This window comes from Pseudomonas tensinigenes (assembly GCF_014268445.2).
GTDB classification, from domain to species: Bacteria; Pseudomonadota; Gammaproteobacteria; order Pseudomonadales; family Pseudomonadaceae; genus Aquipseudomonas; species Aquipseudomonas tensinigenes.
Genome location: NZ_CP077089.1, coordinates 4035139 through 4048642 on the forward strand (window position 1 = coordinate 4035139; position 13504 = coordinate 4048642).

9 protein-coding genes are annotated in these 13504 nt (G+C 60.1%); 5 read left to right on the forward strand and 4 right to left on the reverse strand.

Annotation, left to right across the window (positions count from 1 at the left end; all coding sequences use genetic code 11):
* The first annotated feature begins 101 nt into the window (after window positions 1-101).
* The gene (locus HU718_RS17890; RefSeq protein ID WP_186614932.1) at window positions 102-2564 is read left to right on the forward strand and encodes a PAS domain-containing protein; all 2463 of its coding nucleotides are present in this window, start codon (window positions 102-104) and stop codon (window positions 2562-2564) included.
* Here the strand turns inward: HU718_RS17890 and HU718_RS17895 are convergent.
* Window positions 2526-4073: a sensor domain-containing diguanylate cyclase gene (locus HU718_RS17895; RefSeq protein WP_150729134.1), complete on the reverse strand. Its 1548-nt coding sequence runs from the start codon at window positions 4071-4073 to the stop codon at window positions 2526-2528. The genes HU718_RS17890 and HU718_RS17895 overlap by 39 nt on opposite strands.
* A gap of 265 nt (window positions 4074-4338) precedes the next feature.
* Between HU718_RS17895 and HU718_RS17900 the strand changes: the two genes are divergently transcribed.
* Entirely contained in the window at window positions 4339-5595 is a 1257-nt protein-coding gene (locus HU718_RS17900; protein ID WP_186614930.1) for an MFS transporter, read from the forward strand.
* A gap of 180 nt (window positions 5596-5775) precedes the next feature.
* Entirely contained in the window at window positions 5776-6798 is a 1023-nt protein-coding gene (locus HU718_RS17905; protein WP_186614927.1) for an alpha/beta hydrolase, read from the forward strand.
* A gap of 85 nt (window positions 6799-6883) precedes the next feature.
* Here HU718_RS17905 and ycaC read toward each other — a convergent pair whose 3' ends face one another.
* Window positions 6884-7516, reverse strand: coding sequence for an isochorismate family cysteine hydrolase YcaC (gene ycaC / locus HU718_RS17910; protein WP_007916011.1), 633 nt, complete (start codon window positions 7514-7516; stop codon window positions 6884-6886).
* A 211-nt stretch (window positions 7517-7727) separates the two neighbouring features.
* Between ycaC and HU718_RS17915 the strand changes: the two genes are divergently transcribed.
* Complete coding sequence (locus HU718_RS17915) at window positions 7728-9314, forward strand: sensor domain-containing diguanylate cyclase (RefSeq protein ID WP_186614925.1); 1587 nt, start codon at window positions 7728-7730, stop codon at window positions 9312-9314.
* Between the two features lie 135 nt (window positions 9315-9449).
* Window positions 9450-10196, forward strand: a complete 747-nt coding sequence (locus HU718_RS17920) for a response regulator transcription factor (protein WP_186614922.1) — start codon at window positions 9450-9452, stop codon at window positions 10194-10196.
* Window positions 10197-10525: 329 nt separating this feature from the next.
* On the opposite strand, the gene HU718_RS17925 is transcribed toward HU718_RS17920, so the two are convergent.
* Together HU718_RS17925 and HU718_RS17930 are read right to left on the reverse strand one after the other, a co-directional pair.
* The gene (locus HU718_RS17925; RefSeq protein ID WP_225936810.1) at window positions 10526-10912 is read right to left on the reverse strand and encodes a DUF6124 family protein; all 387 of its coding nucleotides are present in this window, start codon (window positions 10910-10912) and stop codon (window positions 10526-10528) included.
* 632 nt (window positions 10913-11544) lie between these two features.
* On the reverse strand, window positions 11545-13503 hold the full coding sequence (locus HU718_RS17930) for a MacB family efflux pump subunit (RefSeq protein ID WP_186614919.1): 1959 nt from the start codon (window positions 13501-13503) through the stop codon (window positions 11545-11547).
* Between the last annotated feature and the right edge of the window lies 1 nt (window position 13504).

A 13504-nucleotide genomic window follows, 5' to 3' on the forward strand; every position in this document is an offset into this window, starting at 1 on the left:
AACTTAAACATGGCGCCCCGGGTCAATGGCTGACAAAGCTTGTGAGGCCGATGACTTGAGACACGCCAATTGAACGCAAGCCAACCATCAACGCATGAAGGGTGAACATCCTGAAACAGCTTACTCGCGAGGAGCTTGAGTCTGAGGTCACGCGCCTGCGTCTGGCCGTCAAGGCGACCTGCGACGCCGTCTGGGACTGGGATCTGAAAACCAATCAGGTCATCTGGAACGACTCGCTGCAACAGGCGTATGGCTACGCGTCAGCAGCCATCGAGCCGACCTGTGACTGGCGATTTGCGCAGATTCACACGCAGGATCGCGCGCGCGTGACAACCTCGATTCGCTCGGCCATTGACGGCTCTGGCACGACCTGGAGCGCTGAGTACCGCTTCCTCTGCCACGATGGTTCATACGCCGAAGTGCTGGATCGCGGACATTTGATCCGCAATGCCGATGGCAAAGCCGAACGCATGATCGGTGCGATGCTCGACCTGACCCGTTCGCGCAGCGCCGAGACGGCATTGCGCCAGAGTGAAGAGCGCTTCAGCACCATTCTGGAAACCATCGAAGCGGCGTTCGCCATCGTCAAAGTCAAATTCGACGCCGACGACCAACCCATCGACTATTTCTTTGTCGAGGCCAACCCGGCGTTCGAGCGTCAGGCCGGGGTCAACCTGCGGGGCAAGTGGGTCACCGAGTTTGCGCCCAACCTGGAGAAATTCTGGTTCGAGACCTACGGCCATGTGGCCAAGACCGGCGAACCGGCCAACTTCGAGAACTACGCCAATACCTTCGAACGTTGGTTCGATGTGCGCGCCGTGCGTGTCGGCGACCCGGCCGATCGGCAGATTGCGATCTTCTTCAGCGATGTCACCGAGCGCCGCGACGCGCAAGAACGCTTGCGCATCAGCGAGGCGGTCGCCCGGGAAAACGTTGAGCGGGTACAACTGGCCCTTGCCGCTGGCGCCATTATCGGTACCTGGCACTGGCACTTGCCCAGCGATCGCTTCAGCGTCGATGAGGCCTTCGCGCGGGTGTTCGACCTCGACCCGGCCTGGGGTCTCGACGGTCTGAGTCTGGAGCAAGTGGTGATGACCGTTCACCCGGACGACAGGGAAGGACTCACCACCGCGATCAACGAAGTCATTGCCCGTGGAGGTGCCTATTCGCACCAATACCGAGTGCGCGGCGCGGATGGCCAATACACCTGGATTGAAGCGAACGGCCGCGTCGAGTGCGCCGAAGACGGCACGCCTTTGCGCTTTCCCGGCGTGCTCATCGATGTCGAAGACCGGCGCAATGTCGAAGCCGAGCGCGACCGGGTCACCGCCGCGTTAAAGGCGCTCAACGACACACTGGAACAACGGGTCTCGGCGCGAACCGCAGAACTGATGCAGGCCGAAGAGAAGTTGCGCCAATCGCAGAAAATGGAAGCGGTCGGGCAACTCACCGGCGGTCTGGCCCATGACTTCAACAACCTGCTGGCAGGCATTTGCGCCTCCCTTGAACTGATGGAGAAACGCATCGGCCAAGGCCGTCTGAACGACATCGACAAATACATGCTGATCGCCCAGGACGCCGCCAAACGCGCCACCGCCCTGACCCACCGCCTGCTCGCCTTCTCCCGGCGCCAGACCCTCGATCCACGGCCAACTGAAGTCAATGCACTGATTGCCGGCATGAGCGAACTGATCCAGCGCACCGTCGGCCCGAGCATTCGCCTGAAGACGGTCGTCGCCGCCGATCTGTGGCCGGCGCTGGTCGATGCCAGCCAACTGGAAAACGCCCTGCTCAACCTGTGCATCAACGCCCGCGATGCGATGCCCGATGGCGGCAGCATCACCGTCGAAACCGCCAACCGAACCCTGGATGCTGAATCAGCGCGCGTACGGGAAATGCCCGAAGGGCAATACCTGTGCTTGTCGGTCGCCGACACCGGTACCGGTATGAGTGCGGAAGTGATCGCCAAGGCCTTCGACCCTTTTTTCACCACCAAACCGCTGGGCCAGGGCACGGGCCTTGGGCTGTCGATGATCTACGGTTTCACCAAGCAATCCGGCGGGCAGGTGCGGGTGCAATCGACCGTGGGTCAAGGCACCATCATCTGCATTTACCTGCCGCGCTACCTCGGCGAAACGCAGCGCAATCAGGATGACACGCAAAGCTCAGCGACGCCTCATGCCAAGGCCGGTGAGACCATCCTGATTGTCGACGACGAACCCACCGTCCGCATGCTGCTCAAGGACGTGCTGAGCGACCTCGGCTACGACTTGCTCGAAGCGGGCGACAGCGTTGAAGGATTGGAAGTGTTGCGTTCCAGCGCGCACATTGATCTGCTCATCACCGATGTCGGCTTGCCGGGCGGCATGAACGGCCGGCAAATGGCTGATGCGGGCAGGCAAATCAGGCCGAAACTGAAGACTTTGTTCATTACCGGGTACGCGGAAAACTCGGTGATCGGTAACGGTCAACTCGGCCCGGGCATGCAGGTGCTGACCAAACCCTTTGCTGTCGACACGTTGGTGTCACGCGTCAGTGGCCTGCTGTCCACCGAAGTCGAGTAAGGCTTGCTCGCGAGACACCATGAAGCGGTTGCGCCCGGCCAACTTCGCTTGATACAGCGCCTGATCGGCTGACTCGATCAAACCGTGCACCGGGTCCAGGTGCGACCCGCGCGCGGCGGCGATGCCAATGCTCAGGCTCACGCGGGCCACCGGGCTTGTCGGGTGGGCAATGTTGGCTTTCTGCAAGCGCTCGATAATCAACTGCGCTACCACGGCGGCACCGTCGATGTCGGTGGCGGGCATGATCACCGCGAACTCTTCACCGCCGTAGCGCGCGACCAGGTCTGACGGTCGCCGCACACATTCATCCAGCACCCTGGCGACAGCTTGCAGACAAGCGTCGCCGGCAACGTGCCCGAGCGCATCATTGAACAGTTTGAAATAGTCGATATCGATCATCAGCAAGGCCAGCGATGAGCCGTCGCGCTGTGCCCGCCGCGCCTCTGTGGCCAGGGTCTGGTCGAAGCAGCGCCGATTCGCCAGACCGGTCAGCGCATCCTTCATGGCCAACAACTCCAACTGTCGGTTCGAGCCGAGCAACTGCTGCTGAGCGATGCGCAGTTCGCCTTCAACCTGGGTCCGGCGACGGATATCGAGGATCAAGAACCAGCCAATCAGACCGGTGAGCCCCAACAACCCCGCCACCACCACCGCCGACAACAGCGCTTCCGTTCGCCACGCCGTGAGCGCTTCACGCTTGCCGATGGCGACCGTGGTGATCAGCGGCAACTTCTCGCTTTTGCGGAAGGCGTAGAGGCGTTCGACGCCATCCAGGCTGGAGGTATACGACGCGGTACCGACCGATTGATCGACCAGGTACTTGGCGTAAATCGGCGACTTGGAAAAGTTGCGGCCCATGTCCTGCTCGCGGAACGGATAGCGAACCAGCAACGTGCCGTCGGTATACGACAAACCGATGGCACCTTCCTGCCCGACATCGAGTTTGCCGAACAGGCGCAGGAAGTTTTCCACGCCCAAGGTCACGGCCACCACCCCGGCGAACTCGCCACGATCATCGTTGAAACGGCGGCTGACGGTGATCACCCACTCCTGATTGGAGCGGCTACGGATGGGTGGCCCGATAAAAGGTTCGCGGCTCGGGTCGTCACGATGATGAATGAAGTAGACCCGATCACTGCTGTTGGCCCCCGCCGGGATCGGTCGATTGGACGACATCAGCCAATGACCCTGACGGTCATAGATGGTGATACCGCTCATTTGTGGCATCAACGGCTGCTGGCGGTTGATCAGCGCACCCAAGCGCTGGATCTGCGCGGGGCCACTGCCTTCGGTTTCCAGGCGTTCGACCAGCCCGAGCAACAGCAGCGAACTTTGCCGGACAATGCCCTCGGAATAGGTCTCGAGTGCCTGGGTCAGGTTCAACCCGTGCACGTTGACTTCCTCCAGCGCGCGATCGCGCGAGGACAGCACTTTCCAAATGGTCAGCGACGCCAGAGAGCAGCCGATGACCAGCAGCAAGAGGATGACGAGGTGGGTATCACGCTTCACGAAAGTACCTAATGGAAAGTCCGGTTTCCCGTTCCGGCTGTTACTGATTCAAGGCAATAACAGCGGTCGTATGTCCTCGACCGGCGCAAGGATACAAGCAGCGCGTCGAACGTGCAGCAACCGTATGACGGAACGTCGTTTTCAGCCCTTTGGCGTTGTTTCGCAACGACACGGCGGCGGCCTGCAACTTATATTCACGGGCGCAGGTCATTAGGCTTGCTGAGGTTGAATCCATCCGCAAACCTCAAATATTGAAGACACTGCCGTGGCCGCTGACCTCGATCGCCGCAATAACCTGTCACTGGACAGCCTGAATTTTTTCCTCGCTGACGTGCGCGACGGTCTCGGCCCCTATCTGGCCATTTACCTGTTGGCGGTGCATCACTGGGAGCCGGCCAGCATTGGTCTGGTCATGACCATTGCCGGGGTCGCCGCGTTGATCACCCAGACACCGGCCGGCGCCTGGGTCGACAACAGCCGGCGCAAACGAGCGTTGATTGCGATCGCCGCGCTGCTGGTGACCGGCAGTTGCCTGCTGCTGCCGTTCGTGACGTCCTTCACCTGGGTGGCGTTGACGCAAACCCTGAGTGCGATGGCCGCCTCGATATTCGCCCCGGCCATTTGCGCAATCACCTTGGGCATGACCGGGCCGCGAGCGTTTACGCGCCGAACCGGGCGCAACGAAACCTTCAACCATGCCGGCAATGCCTGCGCCGCCCTCCTCGCCGGTGTGTTCGCGTATCTGTTCGGCCCGGTGGCGGTGTTCTACCTGATGGCGGCCATGGCGCTGGCCAGTGTCATTGCCATCGCCTGCGTTTCGCCAGCAGCCATCGACCATGATCTGGCCCGTGGACTGGATCCGGCGGACGCCGGGCATCGCCAGCCTTCCGGGTTATCCGTGCTGCTGGGCAACCGGTCGCTGTTGCTGTTCGCCATTTGCTGTGCGCTGTTCCACCTCGCCAACGCGGCGATGTTGCCGCTGGTGAGTCAAAAACTTGCGCAAGCCAATTTGCAGATGGCCACCCCGCTGACCTCGGCCTGCATCGTCGCCGCGCAACTGGTGATGGTGCCGGCGGCATTACTGGTCGGGGCCAAAGCCGATGTGTGGGGACGCAAACCGCTGCTGCTGGCCGGTTTTCTGATCCTGCCATTGCGCGGTGTGCTCTATACGCTGTCGGACGATGCTTACTGGCTGGTCGCGGTGCAGCTGCTCGACGGCGTCGGCGCCGGTCTGTTCGGTGCATTGTTTCCGATCATGGTCAAAGACCTCACTCAAGGCACCGGCCACTTCAACGTCAGCCTCGGCGCACTGACCACGGCCTTCGGACTCGGCGCGGCGTTGAGCAACGGTCTCGCCGGGTTCGTTGTGCAAGAGGCCGGTTACAGCGCGGCGTTTCTGACCCTGGCCGGTATTGCGGCGGTGGCGGTTGTGCTGCTTGGGATCGGGGTTCCGGAAACCCAGCGCAGCGGTCGTCAGGCTGAAAGCGGATTGGTCGAGGCCAGCACTGAATCCTCTGCGTAATCCATATCCCTTCCCAGCCCTCTCATTGCCGCCATCTCGTGTCTGCGCGGCGTTGAAAATCCAGATTCAGTGGATCAGGCAAGCAATCCAGAGGAATGCACTTCGGCGCTGAGGCGCTGATCGAGAGAATGTTCGGGCACAGGCTCAGACGAATAAACCCTCAATCGCAAGGACATTCCAGTGAAAGGTTTTTGCTTGGCCTTCGGGCTGCTCTTCAGTACTTTTTCAGCCATGGGAGCCGATATGTCGAACGGCGCAGACAACTTCTACACCAGCGATAAAGTGACCGTGGAAAAGGTCACCTTCAAGAACCAGTACGGGATGAAGGTCGCAGGCAATCTGTTCAGCCTGAAGAACCTTGACCCGCAGTCCAAAAATGCCGCGATCATCGTCGGCCACCCGATGGGCGCGGTGAAAGAGCAAAGCGCCAATCTCTACGCGACCAAAATGGCCGAACAAGGCTTCGTCACGCTGTCGTTCGACTTGTCCTTCTGGGGCGAGAGCGAGGGCCTGCCACGCCAGTCGGTTGCACCGGACATTTATGCCGAAGACTTCAGCGCAGCGGTGGACTTTCTCGGCACTCGCCCACTGGTCGATCGCGAGCGTATCGGCGTGATCGGTATTTGCGGCAGTGGCAGCTTCGCCATCAGTGCCGCCAAGATCGACCCACGTTTGAAGGCGATTGCCACCGTCAGCATGTACGACATGGGCGCCGCCAACCGTAACGGCCTCAAGCATTCGCTCACGCTAGCGCAACGCCAATCCATCATTGAACAGGCGGCGCAGCAGCGTAACGCGCAGTTCTGGGGCGGCCCGATCCGCTACACCGGCGGCACACCGCTCAAACTCACCGGCAACGCCGTGGGTGACGAGTTCTACGATTTCTACCGCACACCGCGTGGTCAGGTCACGCCGGCCGGCGCTTCGCCGCAGACCACCACCATGCCGACGCTGATCAGCAATGTGAAGTTCATGAACTTCTACCCGTTCAATGACATCGAGAGCATCTCCCCGCGCCCGCTGCTGTTCATTGCCGGCGCTCAGGCGCACTCCCGCGAATTCAGTGAAGACGCTTACCAGCGCGCGGCCGAGCCCAAAGAGCTGCTGATCATTCCAGGGGCCGGCCATGTCGACTTGTACGACCGGGTCAACCTGATTCCCTTCGCCAAATTGACCGAGTTCTTCAGCCATAACCTGAAGTAACGCCATCGCAACGCTGCCAGCGCTTTAAAGCGCAGACACGACAAAAGCCTGCTTTGAGGGCAGGCTTTTGTCGGGTCGCGTTCGCTTACTTTTGCTGAGCTGTGAGCGCCGAGTAGCTGTTCATCAGGTTGCGGTAGTTAGGGATCCGCTGCGACAGCAGGTTGCCCAGACCTTCAATGTCGTTGCGCCAGTCGCGGTGCAACTCACACGCCACCGAGAACCAGTTCATCATCTGTGCGCCAGCCTGCGTCATGCGGCTCCAGGCGGCTTGTTGCACGGTGGTGTTGAAGGTGCCAGACGCGTCGGTGACCACAAACACATCAAACCCCTCTGCCAGCGCCGACAAGGTCGGGAACGCTACGCAGACATCCGTCACCACGCCGGCAATGATGATCTGCTTACGGCCGGTAGCTTTGATCGCTTTGACGAAATCTTCATTGTCCCAAGCGTTGATCTGGCCTGGGCGAGCGATATACGGCGCGTCCGGGAACATCTCTTTCAGCTCTGGCACCAGCGGGCCATTCGGGCCTTGTTCAAAACTGGTGGTGAGGATGGTCGGCAGTTCGAAAAACTTGGCCAGATCAGCCAGGGCCAGCACGTTGTTCTTGAATTCGTTTGGAGAGAAGTCCTGCACCAGCGAAATCAGGCCGGTCTGGTGGTCGACCAGCAGCACGATGGCGTCGTCTTTGTTGAGGCGGTTGTAGGTTGGAGTGGTCATGGTCTGCTTCCCTTTTGAGTTTTAGAATTTGTTGTTGCGTTCAAGTTGGGTACAGATTACTGACCCACAAGGACGGGATAAATCGGCTGAAAAGCGTTTCACCGTCCACTCAAACAGGACAATTCAACGATAGCGCACCCTCCTTTCCGAACTTCTCGGCAATCCTTGTCATACTGTTGCGATGCATTACGTATGAAAAAAGGAGATGTTCATGCTCGGACGCCGCCCGCCAGAGCCGAACACCGAAGACCCAAGCAGAGCCGCCTCTGCCCGTAACGCCTTGCGCGCTGGCTCGACATTCCGCCTTACGGTCAGCTTTATGCTGGTGGTGGTACTGGCCTTTCTGACGGTCGAGAGCTGGCGCACCTGGCGCGACTATCGCGCTGCATTCGCCTCCGCGCGCGATTCGGTGACCAACCTGGCCCGCGCCACTGCACAGCATGCCGAAGACACCATTCGGCAAATGGATGTGCTGACCGCCGCCCTGAGTGAGCGGATCGAAGGCGATGGACTGCAGAACCTCGACGTGCCGCGGATCCACAAACTGCTGGTGCAGCAATCGAAAATCATGCCGCAGTTGCATGGCTTGTTCATCTACGGCGCGGATGGGCAGTGGATCGTTACCGACAAGGAGGTCACGCCCGAGACCGCCAACAATGCCGATCGCGATTACTTTCAATATCACCGCAGCCATGATGATCGGCAGGTGCGCATCGGTGATGTGGTGGAAAGCCGATCGACCCATGACCTGATCATTCCCGTCTCCCGCCGCCTGAACAATCCCGATGGCTCGTTCGCCGGGGTGCTGCTGGGCACGGTCAAGGTCAGCTACTTTGTCGACTATTACGGCGACTTCAGGATCGATGACAAAGGCGCACTGGTGCTGGCCAGACGCGACGGCACCATCCTCGTGCGCCGGCCGTTCATCGCCTCGGTGATCGGCAAAAGCCTGGCCAACAGCGAGATCTTCAAGGTCTACCTGCCCAACGCCAACGCCGGTATTGCGCAAGTCCGCGCGGTGGTCGACGACACTGAGCGGTTGTATGGCTATCGCGCGCTCACCACCTATCCGCTGGTGGTCGAGGCCGGGCTTTCACGGGACTCGATCATCGAACCGTGGCAGCAGGATTTGCTGAAAAACGGCTTCGTGCTGGTGTTTCTGATTTTGGTGCTCAGCGGTTTCGGCCTGGTCGTGCTGCACCAGTTGCGCCAGCGCATGGCCATGGAGCGGGAAATTCGCTACGCGCACCAGACCATGCGTGACATGGCGCTGACCGACAGCCTGACCGGACTGGGCAACCGCCGACGCCTGGACAACGCGCTGATGGACGAAATCCGCCTGGCGCGGCGACAGGGTTCCGCGCTGTCATTGATCATGCTCGATGTCGACCACTTCAAACGCTACAACGACCAGTATGGCCATGCGGCGGGCGATGATTGCCTGAGCGCTGTCGGGCAGGCGATCCAGCAAGCGGTCAAACGACCGAGCGACCTGGCGGTGCGCTACGGCGGCGAAGAATTCACCGTGCTGTTGCCCAACACCGACAATGCCGGCGCCATTCAGGTTACCGAAGACATACTGCAGGCCATCCGCGCACTGAAACTGGAGCACGCCGGGCATCCATTGGGCTATGTCACCGCCAGCGCCGGGATTACCACTTGGCATCCAGTCGATGACACGGTAACCCCGGCGACCCTGTTGAAAGCAGCCGATACCTGCCTGTATCAAGCCAAGCAACAGGGCCGTAATCGCTGGTGCTCACAGGGCAAACAACCCGACATCGCGGTTATGAGCTAATAACACCTTCATTAAACCGTCGCTCAAACGTTGTACTAGGATAGGATCCAAGTCTGCGGTATTTCGTCGACCAAGGAGATCGTCGACAGTGCTGCAGACGTTTTTGAATTAACGCTTCTCAGGGATGACACGCATATGAACTCACACTTGTTCCCCCAAATCGGCAAGGTCATTGCCAGCACCGGCAGCCGGCACTTTTCGCGCATGCTGCATGACCTGATCCTGACGCAACTGGCGGTAGACGCCACGCACATCCGGCAGATGCGTGTCGAACCGGTGGGCCGCGCGTCGAGCCGCAGCGAGCCTGAGCCGCTGAAAGAGCCGGCCCTGCTCGCCGAAACGGTATTTTCCGAACACAGTGCGGCGGCCCACCATTTACAGAATCCGCCGGCCGCGACCAGCGCGGACGCCTCGCAACTGCACCTGACCCGGCGCAAGGACGGCTACCGCTACGTGATTTCGGTGTATCGCAACGACGAGTCGCAGCGCTTTTCCGCGCAGGAACGCAGCCTGTTGCAGGACATCTCCCCGGTGCTGCTGCCGATGGTGGAAAAACACATCAACGCCCTGCAACCGGCCAACCCTGATCCACAAAGCCCACCCGAGTCAGCCGAAGGCAACGGCCTGGAAACCTTGCGCCTGCGCTTTGACGAGCGTCTGGAGCAACTGGGGCTGAGCCTGTCGAACCGCGAAACCGAAGTGTGTGTCGGCCTGCTCGCCGGGCGCACGGCGCCGGAATTGGCCGAGCAGTTGGCGCTGAAGGTCAACACCGTGGAGAGCTATCTGAAACGGGCGGCGATCAAGTTGGGGATCAGCGGGCGGCATTCGTTGATGCGCTGGATGTATTCGCCGTTGGAGGCGTTGGCGTCGAGTGCGGCTTGATACGCAGGGATTGCGACGCCTTCGGTATTTGGGTGGGTCAGTTGGATCTACCCCCTCACCCCAGCCCTCTCCCCCAAGGGGGCGAGGGGGAAAGGGAGCCGATCTCGATTGAATTCAAAACTGAGTTCGACTTTTGAGCCGAACTTTGTGCTGTTCAAACCCTGAGTTCGACGCGATATTTCAGGTCGGCGTAGCTCGAAAGAACACCTCGGTCAGTCCCCTCTCCCCCTGGGAGAGGGTTAGGGTGAGGGCACTCCCGCGACGTCCTCCAATGCCTGATTCACCGCCAATTCCCCCAACATCACCACTTGCGCAATACCCAGCAAGGTCTAGCGATGCGGCCCCTCCAGCATCCCGGCAAAATCACACAACATGACCGAGGCCGAGGCCAGCGATTCACAGGCGTTTGCCAGCAGGGATTCGGTATCGGTTTGCGGGTTGACCCGGAACATAGCGTTGGGCGTATAGGGCGTGGCCATGTCACTGGCCGATGACAACGATTCGTAGGCTTCAACGAGCAGGGTTTCGTCGTCGATGGTGGGGTCGATCAGGTAGATCTTGCCGGTTTTGCGGGTGGGTTTTGAGGTTTTGAGCGCGGAAGGGTTGAGGTAGAAATTGATCGCCCGTTCTGTGGCCTCTTTGATGTTTTGAGGTTCGAGTGCGGCGTCGTAGGGGATTGGATCGGTATCTGGTGGGTTGGGTGTGGCTTTGAACATAGATAAAGTCTCGTATCGAAATTAACCGGAGCCATCACTTTCGCTACCAAACGAAGGTGGCGGCCATGCGCGGGTTGGTAGACCGGTCGATACGGAAACCCGGCGCTCATGAATGAGCCCCACGCATGTCCACCATATAAAACGCAGCCGCAAAAAAGAGACTGCATAAGGTGGCGCCATACGGCGGTACCGAAGCGGGCTACCAAACCCGATCACTGATTTGCAGTGACAGGCAAACGATATATCCCGACCCATAGCCGCGTAAGCCGGCGGATTCTGGCGTACGCGTAGGTAACGACGCAAGGTGTTGTAGGCGGCATGACGTAACGGGTCGTGTAATTTAAACGGGCAATCGGCGTTGTGTTTATTGATGGAAAAACTGGATGGTGGTGGTTTCAGGTTTTGCGGTGTGTCAGTAGGATTCCCCCCTCACCCCAGCCCTCTCCCCCAAGGGGGCGAGGGGGAAAGGGGGCCGATCTTGGTTGGGTTCGAGCCTGAGTTTGGCTTGGGAGTCGATCTTTGTGCTGTTCAAAACCTGAGTTCGACTCGGTAGTTCACGTCGGTGCATCTTCAGCAAACACCACGGTCAGTCCCCTCTCCCTCCGGGAGAGGGCTAGGGTGAGGGGCCGCTTTTAATCCCGCGCCAAAGCCTCGATCGGATCAAGCCGCGAAGCATTCCGCGCCGGCACAAAGCCAAACACAATCCCGATCAACGTCGAGCACACCACCGCCGTCAGCACCGACGCCAGCGAAAACACCATCTCCCACTCTTTGATAAACACCGAAAACAAATGCCCGATGGCATACGACAGGGAAATCCCGATCGCCCCGCCCAACAGGCACACCATCACCGCCTCCACCAAAAACTGCTGACGAATGTCCGACTGCCGCGCGCCCACCGCCATGCGAATACCGATTTCCCGCGTACGCTCGGTCACCGACACCAGCATGATGTTCATCACCCCGATACCGCCGACCACCAGGGAAATCACCGCAATCAGCGACAGCAGCAACGCCAGTGAGCGGCTGGTTTTCTGCACGGTCTGCAAGACGCTGTCGAGGTTGTTGGTGAAGAAATCCTTGGTGCCGTGGCGTTGCAGCAACAGTTGAGTAACGTGCTCTTCCACGACTTTGCTCGGCTGGCCGTCCTTCATGCGCACGCTGATGCTGTCCAGATAACGCTGACCCAATACCCGCCCGGCCGCCGTTTCATAAGGCACCCAGACATTCAGGGTCTTGCCCGAGGCGAACAGGCTTTTATCCTGCGCGGCCACGCCGATCACTGTGCACGGCAGGTTGCCGATCAGGATCACCTGACCCAACGGATCCACGTCTTGCCCGAACAAACGTTGGCGGGTGTTGTGATCGATGACCACCACCTGCGCCTGGCGCCGTGCATCGTTTTCGTTGAACGGGATGCCCGCGGCCATCTTGATTCCGCGCACTTTGAAGTACTGGTCGCTGACGCCGTTGACCTGCGCGTCGAGGTCGATATTGCGATAACGCAGCAACAGGCTGCGGCCGATCATCGGCGTGGCGCTGTCGACGTAATACAACTGATTCAGCGCGGTGACATCGGCCGGCGTCAGGGTTTCGATGGCGGCGGCACGTTTGTCGCCGTAACTGCTGCCGGGATAGACATCGATGGTATTGCTGCCAATGGCGGCGATGTCCTTGAGCACGTAGTTCTTCGCGCCCTCCCCAACTGCGGAAATCGACACCACCGAGGTGATGCCAATGACGATGCCGAGCATGGTCAGCAAGGTACGCATGCGATGGGAAATCAACGCCACCCAGGCCATGGCGAACGCTTCTTTGAACAAACCGAGACTGGCAACAAGACGTCGAGAGGCAGTGGCTTTCGGCGTCACCGGTTCATCGCTGAGCAGGTGCGTGGTGTCGCGCTCGTTGGCGCGGTCGCTGAGGATTTCGCCGTCGCTGACTTCAATGATGCGCTCGGCGTTGGCCGCGACTTTCGGGTCGTGGGTCACCAGAATCACCGTGTGGCCCGCCGCGTGCAGCTCCAGGAGGATGCGCATCACCTCCTTGCCGCTGACCGTGTCGAGTGCGCCGGTCGGCTCGTCGGCGAGGATCACCTCGCCGCCATTCATCAACGCCCGGGCGATACTCACCCGCTGCTGCTGACCGCCGGAGAGCTGGCTCGGCCGATGCGTCAAATGCCCTTCCAGACCCAGTCGCGCCAACAACTCGCGGGCGCGGGCATGGCGCTGAAGCTGCGGCGTACCGGCGTAAATCGCCGGCATCTCGACGTTGTGCATCGCGCTCAAATGCGGCAGCAAGTGGTAACGCTGGAAGATGAAGCCAAAGTAGTCACGGCGCAGTTCGGCCAGCGCCTGATTGTCCAGATCGCGGGTTTCCTGGCCGTTGATCCTGTAGCTGCCAGCGGTGGCGTAATCTAGGCAACCGAGGATGTTCATCAGCGTCGATTTGCCCGAGCCCGAGGCGCCGATGATCGCGACCATTTCCCCGGCATTGATCGTCAGATTGATGTTGTTCAGCGCGAGAAACTCGCGGTCGCCAGCGGTGAAACTGCGGGTGATGCCGGTGAGCTGTAGCAGTGGCTCAGTCATG

Coding starts and splice junctions, on each gene's coding strand:
- HU718_RS17925 (WP_225936810.1), bottom strand. CDS start 10,912: ATGTTCAAAGCCACACCCAACCCACCAGATACCGATCCAATCCCCTAC.
- HU718_RS17915 (WP_186614925.1), top strand. CDS start 7,728: ATGCTCGGACGCCGCCCGCCAGAGCCGAACACCGAAGACCCAAGCAGA.
- HU718_RS17930 (WP_186614919.1), bottom strand. CDS start 13,503: ATGACTGAGCCACTGCTACAGCTCACCGGCATCACCCGCAGTTTCACC.
- HU718_RS17920 (WP_186614922.1), top strand. CDS start 9,450: ATGAACTCACACTTGTTCCCCCAAATCGGCAAGGTCATTGCCAGCACC.
- ycaC (WP_007916011.1), bottom strand. CDS start 7,516: ATGACCACTCCAACCTACAACCGCCTCAACAAAGACGACGCCATCGTG.